This window comes from Haloterrigena alkaliphila (assembly GCF_017352155.2).
Taxonomy (GTDB): Archaea; Halobacteriota; Halobacteria; order Halobacteriales; family Natrialbaceae; genus Haloterrigena; species Haloterrigena alkaliphila.
Window position 1 is genome coordinate 1,469,945 of the sequence record NZ_CP071462.1, and the last position, 17,508, is coordinate 1,487,452.

Genomic DNA, 17,508 nt, shown 5'->3' on the forward strand with positions numbered 1-17,508 from the left:
TCGATCAGCCGCGACCGTGACGGGGGTGGGTCGCCGTTCCGGCGGCGAACCGGTGATCGCCATCCGGCGGCGGGCTTCAACCTGTGGATCGCCCTCGAGGACTTCAGCGAACTCTCGCACGTCGCCGCGTGGTACGCCTCGCAGTGTGCGACCGGGGATCCGGAGCTCGGAACCTGTGCCCGCGTTTGCCAGGACCTCGCCGAGATCGCCGCCGTGAACGAGCTGCTGATCGCCCGCGACTCGGCGTTCGGTCCGGAGATGGCGGACGCGTTCATGCGGGTCGCGGTCGAGGGCGCACAGACGCTCCGACAGCACCAGCAGCGCCACCCCCACGTCCGCGAGACCGCCGCGACGATCGAGCGAACGATGAACTCCTGTGAAGCCCTCCTCGAGCGGTCGGTCGGCGGCTCTCGAAGCGGCAGTCAGCAGGCGAGTCGAGGAATGCAGGGACTCCCGGAACAGGGGCAGTACGGTCAGGGAACGAGCGGCCAGCCGAGGGGTGGGTCCGCGATGACCGGTCAACGATACTGACTCGATCGCGGCCAGTATTGCGCAGCACCGAAGTTTATAGCCGTTCGCCACTTAGGACCGGGGCAACCGAATGGAAGAGAGTATCTCGGGATTCAAGGTTCGCGGTGACTGGGGCGACGTCGTCGAACACGGCGAGCGCATCACCCGCGCGCTGCGTGACGCCGGCGTCCACGACGGCGAGGACGAGTCCGACGTCGACTTCACTCCCGCTTTCGAGGAGTGGGAGGAGTGGCGACCCAAGGCCCACGAGACGCTCGACAGCGACGTCAGCGAGAAGACGGCCGATCAGGCCAGCGTCGAGGAGGGCAAGGGCGAAAAGGCGGGGAAGAACCCCGACGAGGACATCAAGACCGCCGGCGAGAAGCTCTCGGAGTCCTACGAGCGACTCGAGGACGACGACGCCGAAGGAGCGGTCGGTAACTGGCGAGAGTCGATCGATTACGTCGCGCGCGCGGCCGACTCCGCGAGTCGCAAGGCGCTCCGGCGCGTCGAGGACACGGTCTACCAGAACGTGATGACCCAGCTGGCGCCGTACTACTTCGACAACGAACTGATCAGCGCTAACATCCAGCAGGCTGCGCGCAACGGCGGAAACGGCGAGCAGTTCGTCTTCGAGGTCAACGTCAACGATGACGTCCTCAAGGACGACGTCTCCGACCGACTCGCCGAGTACGAGGACGAGGTCGACCGCTGGCACGTCGGCGTCGAGAAGGACACCGACGCGGCCGAGGCCATCGAGGGCGCCGAACCGCCGCCGGAGCCCGACGACGACTCGCGGTCGACGACGAACTGAACCGCGTCGAACGGCGCGTGCCGATGGCGAGGCTGCGCCGCCGCCGCTACTCGGCCGTCCCCTGCTGGCGCCCTTCGGCCCGTCCCAGGCCGGGGATCGCGACCCGGCGCTCGACGCGGCTCATGACGTTCGTCGCCGAGAGGACGAGTCCGAGGTAGACCAGCCCGAGCAGGACGTAGATCGGCGTGTACTCGAACGTCGACGACGCGATATCGCTGGCGCGGTAGTACAGCTCCGGCACCGTGATAAAGCCCGCCAGCGAGGAGTACTTGATCAGGTAGACGAGCTCGTTCGTCCACGCCGGAATCCCGTAGCGCAGCGTCTGCGGCAGGACGACGTGGCGGATGCCCTCGAGTTTCGAGAGACCGATGGCCCGGGCGGCAGTCAACTGCCCCTCGTCGACGCTCTCCAAGGCGCCGCGGATGTACTCGGCCTGGTAAGCCGAGCCGTTGATGGTGAAGCCGACGATGGCGATCCAGAAGGCGTATCCGGGGACGAAGCCCCGGCCGATGAGGTCGACCTCGCTGAGCGGGACCGCCAGGTAGGGCGTGTAGTAGAGCACGAACAGTTGGGCCAGCAGCGGCGTCCCGCGGATCAGTTCGGTGTAGGCCAGCGCGAGCCACCGGAGCGGACCGCCGTAGACTCGGACCACGGCGACCGGGACGGCGATGACGAGCCCGAGCGCGATGCTGGCGATCGTCAGGACGATCGTGTACCACGCGCCCGCGGCCAACGCGGGCGCGATCTCGATCCCCAGCGCGATGCCGTTCAGTAGGCTCGCGAGCCAGTCCATCGGTACGACGAGCGGACCGAGCTCCACCGACGTCAACGGAACGGGAACCGGACCGTACACCGCCACCGTGTCTTCGAATATCGCCGCCATCGACTCGAGGGGGGCGACCGAGACGAACTGCTCGCCGGCGCCCGGACCGACGCCCAGTCGGCTGATCACCCAGTCGTAGAGCCAGCGCGCGAGCAGCCAGCCCCAGAAGATGACGCCGACGACGACCGCGAGACTGCGGTCGACGTCGCCGATCGTGCCGCGGAGTCGCTCCAAGCCGAACGCCTTCGACGCGCTCATCGAGCGGTCGCCCCCGTTCGCGTTCGGATCGGTATCGCGTCCTCAGTCATGACGGATGCTCTCGAAGAACTCGGCCGTTCGGTCGTGCGTCGGATTCTCGAAGAGTCTCTCGGGCGGTCCGCGCTCGACGAGTTGTCCGTCGGCGAGGAACGAGATATTGGTCGCGCCGCCGCGGGCGAAGCGCATCTCGTGGGTGACGACGACCATCGTCATCCCCTCGGCGACGAGACCGCGCATCACCTCGAGCACCTCGTTGCTCAGTTCGGGGTCGAGCGCGCTCGTCGGCTCGTCGAACAGCATGACCTTCGGGTCCATCGCGAGCGCGCGGGCGATGCCGACGCGCTGTTTCTGGCCGCCCGACAGCTGTGCCGGGTAGGAGTCGGCCTGATCGGCGAGGCCGACGCGCTCGAGTTCGGCGTCGGCCCGCTGGCGGGCCTCGGCCTTGGGGAGGCCCTTCACCTTGCGGAGCCCGAGCGTGACGTTCTTGCGCGCGGTGAGGTGCGCGAAGAGGTTGATGTCCTGAAACACCATTCCGATCTGCTGGCGCACCTCGTCGGGGTCGGTGTCCGGCGCGGTCACCTCCAGATCGCCGAGGTAGATGTCGCCGCTGTCGACCTCCGTCAGTCGGTTACAACACCGCAGCAGCGTCGACTTGCCGCTGCCGCTGGGGCCGACCAGCACCTCGACGTCGCCGCGGTCGATCTCGAGGTCGATCCCCTTCAGCACCTCCTCGTCGCCGTAGGACTTGTAGAGGTCGTCGATGCGAAGCAGCGGCCCGTCCGCCGCCCGCGTCGTTGCGTGGTCGGTGCCGCCGGCGTCGTCGGTTCGGTGTTCGGTCACGAAGATTCACCCGGAATTGCGAAGCGGTTGTTCACGTAGTCGAGCGTCCGATTCGTCGTGAAGGTCAGCACGAAGTAGAGCAGGCTGATGAAGACGATGACCTCGAGGATCGCCGTGGTCTGTTCGATGAACAGGTCCTCGCTGCGCTTGAGGAGTTCGGCGAGTCCGATCGCGAAGGCGATCGAGGTGTCTTTCAGCACGATCGTGAACTCGTTCTGAAAGCCCGGTACGCTGCGCCGCAGCGCCTGCGGGACGATCACGTGTCGGATCGCCTCGAGTCGGCTCATCCCGATCGAGCGGGCGGCCTCCATCTGGCCCTCGTCGATGCTCTGTAACGCGCCGCGGAAGATCTGCGACTGGTAGGCCGCGCTGCGAAAGCCGAGCGCGAGCGTCGCCGCGACGAACGCACCGGGAACGTCGACGGCCGCGGTGAACGGCGTCGGTCCGAGGACGAAATCGAGCGCGCCGAGGAGCGCTTCGACCGCGCCGTGGACGATACCATAAGGAAGCACGAAGAACGTGACGAGCATGATGACGAGAATCGGCGTCCCTCGGAGCAGGACGCCGAACTTTCGGACGAACGCCCGCGAGTAGCCGCTCCCGTAGGTCTCGATCGCGCCGGCCGGAAAGCCGGCCAGGAAACCGAGCAGAATGCTGGTGACCGTCAGGAGAACCGAGATGACCGCTCCCCACAGCAGATACTCGGCGTTGCGGTAGACGAACTCCACGTCCTCGCCGAGCAGCCGGCCGACCGTCTCCTCGCCGATCGGCAGGAGTTGCCCGACCGGAAGCGTCACCGCGGCGTCTGCCGCCTGTACTGCGAAATCCATTGCCGATCAGCTTACTCGCCGAACCACTCCTGCGTGATCTCTTCGTACTCGCCCGACTCCTGGACGGCCGCGATCCCCTCGTTGAGCGCCTCTCGGAGGTCGTCGTCGTCCTGTCGGACCCCGAGACCGTACTCCTCGCCGGTCTCGAACGTGAAAGCGATCTCGACCTCGCGGTCCGCCTCGAACGACTCGGCGACGGGCTGGTCGATGACGATGGCCTCGATCCTCCCTTGCTCCAGTTCCTGGACGGCGTAGACGTAGTTTTCGTACGATTGGTAGTCCGGATCTTCGACCTCGTCCTCGATGATTCCTTCGCCCGTGGTTCCCGACTGCGCGCCGAGCGTTCGGCCCGCGAGGTCGTCGAGGTCCGAGGGCTGGAAGCCGCCACCGGTCTGGACGAGCACCGACTGATTGGCGCTGTAGTAGGGGTCGGTGAACGCGATCTGCTCTCTGCGCTCGTCGTTGATCGTCATGGCCGCCGCGATCACGTCGATGTTGCCGTTGTTGAGCGCCTGAATCAGCGTATCGAACTCAAACTCCTCCCAGCCAGTCAGTTCGTAGTCGGTCTCATCGACGACCGCCTCCAGGTGGTCGATGTCGAATCCGACCAGTTCGCCGTCTCGGTTCATCTCGAACGGCTGGAAGCCGGGCGCCGTTCCGGCGATGATTTCGTTCTCGCCGGAGGCACCGTCGCTTTGATCCCCCTCATCGTTTCCGTTTCCGGCGTCTTCGAGACAGCCGGCGAATCCCGTCGCGGCGATCCCCGTGACGCCCGTTAGCTTCAGGTAACTCCGCCTGTCGAACGTTTCGGTTTCGTCGGTCATCGATTACGTACTACTCGACCGAGTCGGGTTAGTTGTTAAGGTTTTATTTCGCCTGTTGAACAATATTTACCACTGATATGCGGGAATAGTAACCGATCGTACGTCGAAATCGGATCGGGACGGCGCACTCGCAGGTCGGCACACACTTGTAGGGCTAGCTGGTAAGCCGGAACAGATGGTCGAGCTCGTGACGATCGCGACGTTTTTGGTGGCCGCCCTCGCCAGCCTCTTCATGGCCTGGGCGATCGGCGCCGGCTCGAGCGGCTCGACGCCGTTCGCGCCGGCGGTCGGCGCCAACGCGATCTCGGTGATGCGAGCGGGTTTTCTCGTCGGCATCCTCGGATTCGCCGGCGCCGTGTTGCAGGGGGCGAACGTCTCCGAGGCGGTCGGCGCCGACCTGATCGGCGGGGTGACGCTGTCGCCGATGGCGGCGACGATCGCGCTGGCGATCGCGGCCGGACTGGTCGCGATCGGCGTCTTCGCCGGCTACCCGATCGCGACCGCGTTCACGGTGACCGGCGCGGTCATCGGCGTCGGCCTCGGGATGGGCGGCGACCCCGCGTGGGCGAAGTACACCGAAATCGCCACGCTCTGGATCCTGACGCCGTTCGTCGGCGGCGGCATCGCGTACTCGATCGCCCGCGCGCTCCGCGCCGAACTGATCGACGAGAAGTATCTCATCGTCGTTCTGGCGGCCTTCGTCGGCGTTCTCGTCGCCAACATCGAGTTCGCGATCCTCGGGTCGGGCGCGGGCGGCGGCGCGTCGATCGCCGAGGCCTCGAGCGGGTGGGTTCCCGGTTCCGCAGTCGTCGGCGTCGTCGCGATGACGACCCTGATCGCGGCCCTCTGGGCGGTCGTGGTCGGGCTCGATCTCCGGAGCGGCCTCGAGAGCGGCGAGCGCCACTTCCTGCTCGTGCTGGGCGGGCTGGTCGCGTTCTCGGCGGGCGGCAGTCAGGTCGGGCTGGCGGTCGGTCCGCTGCTCCCGCTGTCGGGCGACCTCGAGATTCCCCTGATGGCCCTGCTCGTCGGCGGCGGCTTCGGCCTCCTGCTGGGGTCGTGGACCGGCGCCCCGCGGATGATCAAGGCGATCTCGCAGGACTACTCATCGCTGGGGCCGCGGCGTTCGATCGCCGCGCTCATCCCCTCGTTCATGATCGCCCAGTCGGCCGTCCTCTTCGGGATCCCCGTCTCGTTCAACGAGATCATCGTCAGCGCGATCATCGGGAGCGGCTACGCCGCGGCCGGCGCCGGCGGCGGCGTCAGCGGCCGGAAGATGGCGTACACCGTCCTCGCGTGGATCGGTTCGCTCGCCGGCTCAATCGCCCTCTCGTACGTCGGCTTCACGGCGATCTCCCTCGTGCTGGGGTGATACTGTCGGACAGAGCTATTCGAAGATCGGTCGCTCAACTGCGGCCGTTACCTGAGGGAACGACCGCGAACTCGCGACCGACTTCTCACTGACTTCTGTCCGACAGTATGTGGCGGGCGGTCGACATCGAACAGGCTTTACACGACGGGTCGCGAGTGCCAGTATGGACGAGGACGCGATGGGGGAGTCGACCGATCCCGAAACGATCCAGTGGCGACGGGACGGCTCGACCTCCCGGACCGTCCGCCTCCTCTGGTCGCTCGGCGTCGGCACGTTCTTCGCCGCGATCACCATCATCGTCTTCTGGCGGCTGTACGACCTCGCCAGACAGGCCGACGCCGGTGCGGTCGTCGTCGGGGTGTTCGCTGCGCTCGTCGCGACGATTCTCGCGTTCGCCGTCGCCAGCGACACCACCGGCCGACTCGAGGCGCTCGCTCGACGCTTCCCCGTCGATACGCAGTCCGAACGGGGCCTCGAGCGGGCGATGGACGCCGCCCTCGGGATGGTCGCGATGCTCGCCGTCATCGGGTCGCTGATGGCGATCGGCCGGGTCGTCTCCCAGCAGGACCTCCTGGGTGGGGTCGGCGCCGGCCCGTTCACCGGCGCGGCCGCGTTGTCGCTCCCGCTCGCCCTGGTCGCGCTCGTGTGCGCTTCCTTCCTGCGATCGGTCGGCGCGCTCGACCGCGAGGAGGGCGTGCTCTACCTCTACGATCCCGACCAGGCGATCGACCTCGACGTCATCGTGGACGTCTCGACGCGCCGGGTCGGCGACGCGGCGATTCTGAAACTCGAGTACGCCCAGCCCGACGGCCAGTACGTCGCCGGCCCGCGGCGGATCGTGGTGCCCCCAGCGGTCGCCCGGGAACTCGAGTCGCTCCTCGAGCGCCGGGCGTCGGCGTGAGCGAATCCTCGGATAGTTAGCCGCCCGATACCGTCGAACGGTTTGACGTATTTGTCACAATAGTTTTCCCGGAATCCGTGGCCCGGGACGGGTATGGGAGACGGTGACAGTAATCCGTTCGACCGCGACGAATCGGAATCGTCCCGCAGACGCGTCCTTCGATCGCTCGGTGTGGCGTCCGCCGCCGGACTCCTCGGTGCGGGGGCCGGTCCGAGCGGAATCGCGGCGGCCGACCCCGACGGCTGTCCCGGCGCGAACAACCTCGAGTCGCCCCGTCCCGGCCCGGACGTGCTGTACGACGATCCCGTCACGGCGCCGCAGTTCGAGGTCGACGACCGCTGGGACGCGGAGCCGCTGCTCGTCAGCGGGTACGCCGCGTACGACGACGGCGAGTTCCTCGCGCAGGGCTGGCCGTTCGACGACCGCGGCGCGCAGAACGAGCGCTCGTATCCGGACGACGACCGCTACGCCAACAACGCGGCCGATCTGCTCGAGATCCGCGCCCAGCCGACCGACGAGGGCGTCGCCTACCGGGTCGCGCTGAACGCGATGGTCGAGCCCGACGCGGCCGTCGTCGCGATCGGAATCGATACCGGCGGCGACGGCCGAACCGACTGGGGCCACGGCCTCGGCGAGCTCGGCGCGCCGGTCGATCACGTGCTGGTCTGCTGGGGGACCGGCGCGACCCTCGACGGCGACCCGCTGCCCGACGACGCGTACGCGGTCGACGTCGAGCGCAACCGCCTCGAGGTCGAGGTGCCCCTCGAGCCCGGCCGGGAGACGTGGCGCCACTACGCCGTCTCGGGGGTCCACGACGGTGACGGCGGCTTCTCCCGGGAATCGGGGCCGTTCGGACCGGACGAGCCGCCGGTGTACGAGGTCGGCTTCCGAACCGTCCGCGACGAACCGCTCGAGGCCCGCGAGGCGGACCGCGACGTCCTCTCGGAGACGGGGGAGTACCACGTCCTGCTCACCGACGGTGAGGGGATGTGGCGCTCGGCCGGGCAGGCCGAGGCGCTCTCCGAGCGGGACATCTCGGAGCTGGGAGCGGACGTCGACTTCGGCCGACTGGAGGACGGCGACGTCGGCCGGTCGGTTCCGCGGGCGGGCTACCACAACCGACTCTACGCCTCGCGGTACGACCTGGGGCCGGGGATCGACCTCGAGGATCCCCGCGAGATCTATCAGAGCCGGGTCCAGCCCTACTCGGTGTACGTCCCCGAGAGCTACGAGCCCGGCGAGCCGACCGCGCTCGTGGTCCTGTTGCACTCGCTGGGGGAGAACTACAACCAGTACTCGGCCTCGCCGAACATGCTCGCCCAGCTCGGCGAGCAGCGCGACGCCATCGTGTTGATGCCTCACGGTCGCGGTCCGTCGGGCTGGTGGAAGAACGAGGCCGAACTCGACCTCTTCGAGGCCTGGGCGGACCTCCGCGCCCGGTACGATATCGATCCGGATCGAGTCACCGTCAGCGGCTACTCGATGGGCGGCCACGGCACCTACCGGATCGGATCGCTGTATCCCGACCTGTTCGCCCGCGGGTTCGCCGTCGTCGGGCCCGCGGACGAGTCGATCCTCGGCGGGCCCACGGACGGGCTCTACGGCGAATACGCGACCTCATCCGAGAACCCCCAGAACATGATGCGCGTGACGGACAACCTCCGGCACGTGCCGCTGCTCATGTGGGCGGGGATGCTCGACGAACTCGTCCCCTACGCCGGCGTGCGAAACTACCGCGACGACCTCGTCGAACACGGCTACCGCCACCGGCTCGACTCGTTCCCGGAGGACGACCACTTCTCTTTCTTCGCGAAGGACGAATGGGGCCCGGGCCGGGACTACCTCGGGGCCGCCACCGTCGACCGCCGGCCCGCCCGCGTCACCTATCGGGCCGTCCCCGAGTTCGGCAACGAGACCTACGACATCCGCCACGACGGCGCCTACTGGGTTCACGATATCACGGTCGCGGACGACGCCGAGGACGGCCTCGTCGACGCGCTCTCGCTGGTCGACGGCTACGGTGACCCCGTCGCCGAGGAGTTCACCGAGGAGTCGACCGAGCCGCGACCCAACACCCGCGAGGGGATCCGCTGGCGCGATCCGCTCCAGCGCCGACCCGCCGAGAACGCGATCGAACTCGAGGCCGAGGCCGTTACCGCGGCCACGCTGTACGTCGACGACGCCGGCATCGACACGACGGAGCCGCTCGAGGTCCGCGTCGAGACCACCCATGACCTGACGCTGACCCTCAAAAGCGGCGCCGGCGAACGGACGCTCGAGTTCGGCGCGGGTGACTCGAGTGAGACGGTCGTGCTCTGTGATCAGGGCCCGGACGCGTGAGCTGCCGTATCGCGGCGAGCGAACCGCGCCGGGAGTGACTCGAGCGGGAGAGCCGGGTGAGCCGGGTGATCCCGGAGGAGCGATCGAGCTGCCCCTCTCATATCGAACTAGCAACACTATATCTCTGATCGACGAATCGAATATATGACAAAAGAGGAATAGGACGAACGGCGGATGCGTCGAGTGATAAACGTTCGGGTTTACTCGCCTGTGCATTTATCTGTCCCCGCCTCATCACAATATCCGACAACAGTGATAGCGGAAGTAGCTTCGAGTCGGCGAAAATCTATGTATAATTACAGTTGGTGCATGACCCTGGCCGAGCAATATATGGCTGTGTGATTACATGACGGCGGACGACGAGCTCCGCATCCTCCTCGTGGAGGACAATTCGGGCGACGCCCGGCTCATCGAAGAGATGCTTCGAGAGACGTCCGTCCCGCTGTCCTCGATCGAACGCGGGAGCGACGGCGGCGCGGACGACGCGGGAACCGAGACGGTGGATCTCCACCGCGTCGACCGCCTCGAGACGGCGCTCGAGGAGTTGACGGAGACGGCGGTAGACGTCGTCTTGCTCGATCTGGGGTTGCCGGATAGTTCCGGGCTGGAAACGCTCACGACCGTGCTCGAGCACTCGGCGACCGTGCCGATCGTGGTGCTGACGGGCCTCTCCGACGAGCGGGTCGGCGTCCGCGCCGTCCAGCAGGGCGCGCAGGCGTACCTCGTGAAGGACGAGATCTCCAGCGAACTGCTGACCCGCTCGCTCCGACACGCGCTCGAGCGCCACCACCGCGAAACGCAGTTGACCGCGCTGTCGACGGTCTCGCGGGAACTGATGTCGATGACCTCATTCGACGATATCGCGGAGCGAGCCGTCGTCGCGGCGGCGGAGTCCCTCGACTTCCCCGTCGCGATGGTCTGTCGCTACGACACCGACCACGGCGAGTTGCGGCCGCTCGCCGCGACCGATCGGGCGGAATCGCTCCTGCTCGCCGAGGACTCAACCGGTGACGGAGACGAGGGCTCGCCCCGGCTGTCGTCGGCCTGTGCGGAGGTAGTCGGACGGGCCTTCGCTACAAATCGGGTCGTCGTCGACTCCGACGGGGAGACCGACCCTGCCTCCGGGGACGACGAGTTCCCGCTGGCCAGTCGCATCGTGTTTCCGCTCGCGACGCACGGCGTCTTCCTCCTCGGGTCGGCGACCTCCCCGTCGATTCCGTCTCCCGGCGTCGACTACGCGAAGATCCTGGCGACGAACACGCAGGCGGCGTTCGAGCGCCTCGAGCGCGAGCAGCGGCTGCAGGAGCGCGAGGCCGAACTCGAGTCCCAGACCGAGTCGCTCGAGCGGCTCAACGAGATCAACGCCATGATCCGCGACGTCGTCCAGGGCGTCGTCCACGCGACGACGCGATCCGAGATCGAGCAAGCCGTCTGCGATCGGCTGGTGGACGCCGACTCGTTCCGGTTCGCCTGGATCGGCGTCCACGACGCGCTCACGCGGACGCTCACGCCGCGGGCCCGCGCGGGCGTCGAGGACGGCTTTCTCGAGAGCGTCACGATCACGACCGACGAGAGTCAGACCGGCCGCGGGCCGGTCGGAACCGCCGTGCGCACGCGAGACCTTCAGGTGGTCGACGACGCGATGCGGGATCTCTCGCACCCGCCGTGGCGCGAGGAGACGAGGAAACGGGGCTATCGGTCGATCGCGAGCATTCCGCTCGTGTACGCGGAGACGCTGTACGGCGTGTTGACGATCTACGCCGATCGGCCGGGGATCTTCACCGATCGCGTCCAGGCCGTCCTGTCCGAACTCGGCGAGACGATCGCCCACGCGATCAACGCGGTCGAGAGCAAGAAGGCGCTGATCAGCGATCGGGTCGTCGAACTCAAATTCCAGGTGCGGGACGCGGACCTCGCGTTTCTGGAGTTGACCGACGCGCTCGAGTGCGAGTTCGCCTTCGAGAGCGTGGTCCCGCGAACCGACGACCGACTCCGGGTGTTCTTCTCGACGTGCGGGGCATCGGTCGACGACGTGGTCGCGTTCGCCGGAGGATCGCTCGCGATCGACGACCTCACGCTCGTCGCGGAGCGAGAAGACGACTGCGTCTTCGAGTGTACGCTCCGGGAGCCGAACGTCGTCTCGTTCTGTCTCGAACAGGGGGTGACGGTACAGACGCTGACGGCCGAAAACGGCGCGGGCCACCTGACGGTCGAACTCTCGAGCGACGCTGACGTCCGCGGGTTCGCGGAGCGGTTTCAGACGATGTATCCGGAGTCGTCGCTGGTGGCGAGTCGCGAGGACGAGCGATCGGTACAGACGCGACAGGCGTTCCAGACGACGCTCGAGGACCTGTTGACGGACCGACAGGGCGAAGTCCTCCGGACGGCCTTCTTCAGCGGCTACTTCGAATCGCCGCGCGCGAGCAGCGGCCGGGACGTGGCGGCGACGCTGGATATCACGCAGCCGACGTTCAACCACCACCTTCGAGCGGCGCTGCGAAAACTGCTGACGCTGCTCTACGTCGAGTGAGCCTCGCCCCCCGTTCGAACGCCCCCGCCGATCGCCGATATCTCAACTGATAGTGTTCGCTCGAGCGGCCCGCTTTCAGTTGAGCTAGTACGGCTTTCCCGAAAGGTCCCGTTCGTCACAATAGATCACAGATGAGCGCAACTGAGCCCACGACCCGACAGTTTTCGCGGAGCGACGAAGTATGTATCACGGTCGCGATGGCGGTCGCAGACGAGACGGAAACGCCGGTCGACGAACTGCCGCCGCTCTACACGGCGATCGACCCCGACGCCCTCGATGCGATCGTCCAGCCACGAAGCGACGGTCGGACGGAGGCGGGACCGCGCGTGTCCTTTACGATCGCGGGATGTACCGTCGACGTCGGCGACGGAACCGTCGTCGTGACGGCGGACGCGGAGACGGCCGCCGACTCGGGCGCCTCGACGCGCGCCCACGCGAACTAAGTGGTGGTCCTGATGGTCCTCGTCAGCCGCGGCGGATTCGATGGATGACGGCGACCCGTCGGCCCCCGCAGCGTCGGGCGCTCCCGACCGCTGTGCGACGTGCGGAACGACCCTCGATCCGGGACGCTGGCATCCGACCGTCGGGTGGACGGATTCGGACGGGACGTACCGTATCGCTCGGTTCTGTAGCGAGGCGTGTCGCGACGAGTGGCGCCCATCCCGGGACGACGCCGATGGCTCGTAACCGACACCGATGGCTGCAGCTGGCGCTCCTCTTCTCCGATGACCGATACTGAAACTGCGGACGATCGAATTCGCGAAACGTTCCGGGAATTCCCGTCCGACGAAGACGGCGGCGTCATCGCCGATCCGCGGAACGACCGCGCGTGGATCGCGTCGACGCTCACCTGCACCGTCGAGCAGTAGCCCCTCCAGTCGTTCGGCGCTGCGGTCCGACCCGACGGCATCCGTGTCCTGCCGACTCCCTTACGCCGTCGACCGCCGCTCGAGGACCAGCACGTACCGCGTCAGCGAGCGGTGGACGCGGCGTTCGAAGGTGGCCTCGAGGTCCCATCCCGCGGCCCGCGCCTCGCTAGCCCACGAGCGGTCGGCGATCATCACGGCCCGCGGGGCGACTCGCCGCGCCTCCGCGAGTGCGCCGGACACCAGATCCTCGAGGCGGTGGGTCTCGATCTTCGACTGGCGTCCGTACGGCGCGTCGAAGACGACGCCGTCGACGGCGTCGTCGGCCAGCGGCAGTCGCGTCGCGTCGCCGCGGGCGACGTGCCAGTCCCCGCGCGCGACGCCCGTCGGCGAGGGGTCGTCGGGCTCGAGGAAGTGTTCGAGGTTCTCCCGCGCGCCCCGAACCATCTTTTCCTGCGCGTCGGTCCCGATCACGTCCGCGCCCACCAGTCCCGCTTCCACGAGGCCGCCGCCGGTCCCACACATGGGATCCAGAATCGCCGCGCCGGGGCGGGCGCCCGCGACGTTCGCGACGGCGCGGGCCAGCAGCGGGTCCATGCTTCCGGGCTGGAAGAATGGCTTGTCCGTCGGCGCGCGGTCGCCGAAGTCGCGGACGCTCTCGGCCGCGAGCCAGCCGAGCGCGCAGACCGAGACGCGTTCCCCGGGCGACGCGTCGCCGTCCGGGTGCGCGAACAGGTCGCCGGTTTCCTCGTCGGCCTCGAGGGTCCCGCCGCCCTCCAGTTGCCCCTCGGAGAACGTCGCGCGCAGCACGTGGTCCGGCTCCTCGAGGTCGACCGAGAATCCCCGATTCACCAGAATCGTGCCGAGTTCGCGCTCCGCACGCGCCGTACTGACGTCCGTCGAGCCGTGGACGTCCGTCGCGCGTACGGCGACGCTCCCCTCGCGGTCGATCGGTGCGGTCTCGAGCAGCGCGACTGCGCTCTCGAGGCTGGCGTCGGTCCGTCCGAGCAGGTCGCTCGCGCGGTGGGTGTACGCCAGCCCGCGGACGCGTTCGGGGACGACGGCGTCGGCGACGGCGAGCCCGGGAGCGATCCGCTGAACGCCGGCCGCGGCGCTTGCCGCCTCGCGGGCCGCGAACGCGTCGTCCTCGCCGCCGAGCTCGAGTAGGTACACGCGTAGTCGTCACCGTGGAGCGAGTATCAGGGTACCGTTTTTCGACACGACGGCTCACAGCTAAACATCGATGTCGACGTCTCGAGGGACGAGCGTGAATCCGAGCGTCTGAAAGTCGGTATCGAAGGCGAAGACGTGATCGGTAGCGCGCTCGTCCGCCAGCACCGCCGTGAGGTGATCGACCAACGTGATTTCCCGATCATCGTACCGTTCGAATTGCCGGCATGCAACTTCGAACTCGTCTTCGGTCGGTCTAACGATCGAAAACGCCGACGAGTTCCGAATTCGACGGAGACCGCGAACAGCGGTCTCGTGGTCCCGCTTGCGTGCGAGCAACGTCGAGAGTTCGGCGAGGACGTGTGTCGTCGTGTAGAGCGGTCGATACTGCACCCCTTCCGACGCTATCGCGTCGAAGACGGCGGCCGCTCGATCGTGACGAGACGCACTTTCGTCGTAGTAGGCGTAGAACGCGCCGGTGTCGACGAACAGCGGAGTCGCTCCGAGTTCGGACACGTCTCAGCCCTCAACGTCTCCGTAAACGATGTCGTCGATTTCGTCCTCGTCGGCCGGGTCGTCCGACGCGAAGATCGGCTCACCGGAGAAAAATGGGTCGTCCTCCGGAATCGCGTCCTCCCGTTCCGGAGCCGAGAGCCACCAGATGGTATTCCGACCGCCGATTTGCTTGCTCTCGACGAACTCCTGCTCCTCGAGTGCACGGAGCCGATTTAGCGTCGATCGACGTTCGATCGGTAGTCGGTCGGCGACCTCTGCTGTCGAGAGGACAGGATCGTCTGACTCTCGGAGGACTGAGAGGATGTCTTCGTCGGGAACACGGGTATTGCGGCCGCTCGATGAACCCATAATCGCTCTTTGAAGTGAACGGTTAAGTATCTATTCCCTCCAAGGAAACAACCGCCTTCCAAGGAACTAATCTGCGACATTTGGCGCCTGCCGAACGTCGCAGGTGCTCTCAAGGAAATCGATTGAATGGGTCTCTGAGGGGCTCTCGCGTGTGAAACTGGCACATTCCGTCGTACGACGGCCGCCGAATATACCGGATATATCAGGTGGCGGTACTAACCTTTATAAACCTTAAATACGTCTTTTTAAGCGACTTATGACGGATCCCAAGGACACCATCAACATCGAAAACGTGGTGGCGTCGACCGGTATCGGGCAGGAACTCGACCTTCAGAGCGTCGCGATGGACCTCGAGGGCGCCGACTACGATCCCGAGCAGTTCCCGGGCCTCGTCTACCGCACCCAGAACCCCAAGTCCGCCGCGCTGATCTTCCGCTCGGGCAAGATCGTCTGTACCGGTGCCAAGAGCACCGACGACGTCCACGAGAGCCTCCGCATCGTCTTCGACAAGCTCCGCGAACTGCAGATTCAGGTCAACGAGGACCCCGAGATCGTCGTCCAGAACATCGTCACCAGCGCCGACCTGGGCCGGAACCTCAACCTGAACGCCATCGCGATCGGGCTCGGGCTGGAGAACATCGAGTACGAACCCGAGCAGTTCCCCGGTCTCGTCTACCGCCTCGACGAACCCGAGGTCGTCGCGCTCCTGTTCGGCTCCGGCAAACTCGTCATCACCGGCGGCAAGAAGCCCGAGGACGCCGAACACGCCGTCGACAAGATCGTCTCCCGACTCGAGGACCTCGGCCTGCTCGAGTAGCGCCACCCGTTTTCGGTCGCTCGCGGACCGTCGACTGCGTCGAGTGATCTCCCTCGACGGCGACTCGAGCGACACCGCGTTCGCGACGCGTCGAGCGACGCCGCCACGACGTTCGGGCCGGACCGAACCGGTTACGCTCGTGACGTTATCGACCGATTTCGGTCGGCATTCCGACCGTTTACGCGACCGGCGCCGACGGCGCGGTTCGATCCGTTCAGCCTCGCTTACGCCCGCTTTTGTCGCGTTTCGATCGTTCAACGCCCGTTGAACGATCCATAGTGGGCTAAATCCGGCCCGAGCGATCGGAACGACTGACCCCGTTTATCCACTCCCGATGACTGAGTTTCAGCTATCGATGACAATCCACACGGACCGGTCGATGTCCGCGCAGAACGCTCACGCGCTGGGTCGTCGCAGTCCACTCGAGGAGGCCGTCGCGGCCGACGACTCCATCCCGCTGGCGGCGGTTCGACGCGTCCTGAACAGCGACCGCCGGCGCGCGGTCCTTCGCTGCCTCATCGACGCGGAGGACTCGCTCTCGCTCTCGACGCTGGTCGCCCGGATCGCCGACGCCGAGGACGACGCGACGGCCGTGACGCCGCTGCACGACCTCCGCCAGCGCGTGCACGTCTCGCTGTGTCGAACCCACCTCCCGCTGCTCGAGGACCACCGTATCCTCTCGTACGATCGAGGCTGTGGACTCGTCGCGCCCGGCGCGCGGCTCTCGGCGTTCGAGTCGGTGTTCGGCGCCGACCTCGAGGAGTGATCGCCGCCGATCGGCTCACTCGACCAGTCGTTCGAGCTACTCGACCAGCCGTTCGAGCTACTCGACCAGTCGTTCGAGCTACTCGACCAGCCGTTCGAGCTACTCGACCAGCCGTTCGATCTCGGTCACCAGGACGTCGCTCGCGCCGGCCTGCTTGACCGCCGTGATCGTCTCGAAGACGTCCCGTTCGTCGACGACGGCGTGGACGGCCACCGTGTCCCCGCCCTCGTCGTCCTCGTCGCCGGCGATGTCCATCACCGTCGGCCCGCCGAGGCCGGGGATCACGTCCCTGACCGCGTCCAGTTTCGCCCGCGGCACGTTCATCATCAGGTAGCGCTTGCCCTCGGCTTGCTTGACAGAGGTCAGCGCCGTTCGTACCTCCTCGACCTTGGGATCGTCGAGGACGTCGTCCCGTCCGAACAGGCGGACGGAACTCTCGAGTACCTCGTCGACGACCGCGAGGCGGTTCATCTTCAGCGTCGTCCCCGTGCTCGTGATGTCGACGATGGCGTCGGCCATCTCGACGTGGGGGGTCAGTTCCGTCGCGCCGGTCACTTCGACGATGTCGGGATCGACGCCCGCCTCGGCGAAGAAGTCCCGCGTGATGTTCGGAAACTCGGTGGCGACGGTCTTGCCCGCGAGGTCCTCGACGGCCTCGATCTCGCCGTCCTCGGGGGCCGCGAGGACGAGGCGACAGCGGCCGAACTCGAGGTCGAGGAGCTCCGAGACGTCGTCGACGCCGGCCTCGCGGACCTGGTCGTAGCCCGTGATCCCGAGGTCGGCCGCGCCGTCGGCGACGTACTCCGGGATGTCCGCCGCGCGGGCGAAGAGGACGGAGACGTCCGGATCGACGGTGTCGGCGTACAGTTTCCGGTCGGCACCGTTCTCGAGGTGGAGCCCCGCCCGCTCTAAGAGGTCGATCGTCGGCTCGTGCAGGCGGCCCTTGTTGGGAACGGCGATTCGCATTGGTCGATGGTTCGGCGTCG

Annotated in this window: 19 protein-coding genes; 11 read left to right on the forward strand and 8 right to left on the reverse strand. The window is 67.0% G+C overall.

Annotated elements, in window-relative coordinates; translation table 11 throughout:
• The first annotated feature begins 87 nt into the window (after positions 1–87).
• Positions 88–531 (forward strand): four-helix bundle copper-binding protein, encoded by a 444-nt coding sequence (locus J0X25_RS25965; protein WP_486606264.1) that lies wholly within the window; start codon positions 88–90, stop codon positions 529–531.
• Positions 532–601: 70 nt separating this feature from the next.
• On the forward strand, positions 602–1,324 hold the full coding sequence (locus J0X25_RS25970; RefSeq protein WP_207290439.1) for a DUF5828 family protein: 723 nt from the start codon (positions 602–604) through the stop codon (positions 1,322–1,324).
• A gap of 46 nt (positions 1,325–1,370) precedes the next feature.
• Here J0X25_RS25970 and J0X25_RS25975 read toward each other — a convergent pair whose 3' ends face one another.
• The 4 genes from J0X25_RS25975 to J0X25_RS25990 are packed head-to-tail and all read right to left on the reverse strand — an operon-like array spanning position 1,371 to position 4,899.
• A complete protein-coding gene (locus tag J0X25_RS25975) occupies positions 1,371–2,405 on the reverse strand; it encodes an amino acid ABC transporter permease (RefSeq protein WP_207290440.1) in 1,035 nt (344 codons plus the stop codon).
• 42 nt (positions 2,406–2,447) lie between these two features.
• Complete coding sequence (locus J0X25_RS25980) at positions 2,448–3,245, reverse strand: amino acid ABC transporter ATP-binding protein (protein WP_284145196.1); 798 nt, start codon at positions 3,243–3,245, stop codon at positions 2,448–2,450.
• Positions 3,242–4,075, reverse strand: coding sequence for an amino acid ABC transporter permease (locus tag J0X25_RS25985; protein ID WP_207290441.1), 834 nt, complete (start codon positions 4,073–4,075; stop codon positions 3,242–3,244). Before J0X25_RS25985 ends, J0X25_RS25980 begins: the two co-directional genes overlap by 4 nt.
• A gap of 11 nt (positions 4,076–4,086) precedes the next feature.
• Entirely contained in the window at positions 4,087–4,899 is an 813-nt protein-coding gene (locus J0X25_RS25990; RefSeq protein WP_207290442.1) for a basic amino acid ABC transporter substrate-binding protein, read from the reverse strand.
• Between the two features lie 175 nt (positions 4,900–5,074).
• Here J0X25_RS25990 and J0X25_RS25995 point away from each other — a divergent pair, with 175 nt between their 5' ends.
• The 7 genes from J0X25_RS25995 to J0X25_RS26020 all read left to right on the forward strand — a co-directional run bounded on the left by J0X25_RS25995 (position 5,075) and on the right by J0X25_RS26020 (position 12,908).
• The gene (locus J0X25_RS25995) at positions 5,075–6,268 is read left to right on the forward strand and encodes an inorganic phosphate transporter (RefSeq protein ID WP_207290443.1); all 1,194 of its coding nucleotides are present in this window, start codon (positions 5,075–5,077) and stop codon (positions 6,266–6,268) included.
• 163 nt (positions 6,269–6,431) lie between these two features.
• Positions 6,432–7,169 carry a hypothetical protein gene (locus J0X25_RS26000; protein ID WP_207290444.1) on the forward strand — a complete coding sequence of 246 codons (738 nt, stop codon included), beginning with the start codon at positions 6,432–6,434 and terminating at the stop codon, positions 7,167–7,169.
• Between the two features lie 93 nt (positions 7,170–7,262).
• On the forward strand, positions 7,263–9,509 hold the full coding sequence (locus tag J0X25_RS26005; protein ID WP_207290445.1) for a prolyl oligopeptidase family serine peptidase: 2,247 nt from the start codon (positions 7,263–7,265) through the stop codon (positions 9,507–9,509).
• A 346-nt stretch (positions 9,510–9,855) separates the two neighbouring features.
• Entirely contained in the window at positions 9,856–12,039 is a 2,184-nt protein-coding gene (locus tag J0X25_RS26010; protein ID WP_207290446.1) for a bacterio-opsin activator domain-containing protein, read from the forward strand.
• A gap of 131 nt (positions 12,040–12,170) precedes the next feature.
• Positions 12,171–12,482 (forward strand): HalOD1 output domain-containing protein, encoded by a 312-nt coding sequence (locus J0X25_RS26015; RefSeq protein ID WP_207290447.1) that lies wholly within the window; start codon positions 12,171–12,173, stop codon positions 12,480–12,482.
• Between the two features lie 40 nt (positions 12,483–12,522).
• On the forward strand, positions 12,523–12,726 hold the full coding sequence (locus J0X25_RS39990) for a DUF7576 family protein (RefSeq protein ID WP_425600928.1): 204 nt from the start codon (positions 12,523–12,525) through the stop codon (positions 12,724–12,726).
• A 38-nt stretch (positions 12,727–12,764) separates the two neighbouring features.
• Positions 12,765–12,908, forward strand: a complete 144-nt coding sequence (locus J0X25_RS26020) for a hypothetical protein (protein WP_207290448.1) — start codon at positions 12,765–12,767, stop codon at positions 12,906–12,908.
• A gap of 60 nt (positions 12,909–12,968) precedes the next feature.
• Here the strand turns inward: J0X25_RS26020 and J0X25_RS26025 are convergent, their stop codons facing one another.
• From J0X25_RS26025 to J0X25_RS26035, 3 genes are read right to left on the reverse strand one after another with little or no spacing between them, the layout of a single operon-like run.
• Entirely contained in the window at positions 12,969–14,078 is a 1,110-nt protein-coding gene (locus J0X25_RS26025) for a methyltransferase domain-containing protein (RefSeq protein WP_207290449.1), read from the reverse strand.
• 60 nt (positions 14,079–14,138) lie between these two features.
• On the reverse strand, positions 14,139–14,591 hold the full coding sequence (locus J0X25_RS26030; protein ID WP_207290450.1) for a type II toxin-antitoxin system VapC family toxin: 453 nt from the start codon (positions 14,589–14,591) through the stop codon (positions 14,139–14,141).
• Positions 14,592–14,594: 3 nt separating this feature from the next.
• Complete coding sequence (locus tag J0X25_RS26035) at positions 14,595–14,939, reverse strand: winged helix-turn-helix domain-containing protein (RefSeq protein ID WP_207290451.1); 345 nt, start codon at positions 14,937–14,939, stop codon at positions 14,595–14,597.
• A gap of 256 nt (positions 14,940–15,195) precedes the next feature.
• Here J0X25_RS26035 and J0X25_RS26040 point away from each other — a divergent pair, with 256 nt between their 5' ends.
• Together J0X25_RS26040 and J0X25_RS26045 are read left to right on the forward strand one after the other, a co-directional pair.
• On the forward strand, positions 15,196–15,756 hold the full coding sequence (locus J0X25_RS26040) for a TATA-box-binding protein (RefSeq protein WP_006671604.1): 561 nt from the start codon (positions 15,196–15,198) through the stop codon (positions 15,754–15,756).
• A 355-nt stretch (positions 15,757–16,111) separates the two neighbouring features.
• Entirely contained in the window at positions 16,112–16,522 is a 411-nt protein-coding gene (locus J0X25_RS26045; RefSeq protein WP_207290452.1) for a DUF7344 domain-containing protein, read from the forward strand.
• 99 nt (positions 16,523–16,621) lie between these two features.
• Here the strand turns inward: J0X25_RS26045 and hisG are convergent, their stop codons facing one another.
• Positions 16,622–17,488: an ATP phosphoribosyltransferase gene (gene hisG, locus J0X25_RS26050; RefSeq protein WP_207290453.1), complete on the reverse strand. Its 867-nt coding sequence runs from the start codon at positions 17,486–17,488 to the stop codon at positions 16,622–16,624.
• Positions 17,489–17,508 lie beyond the last annotated feature (20 nt).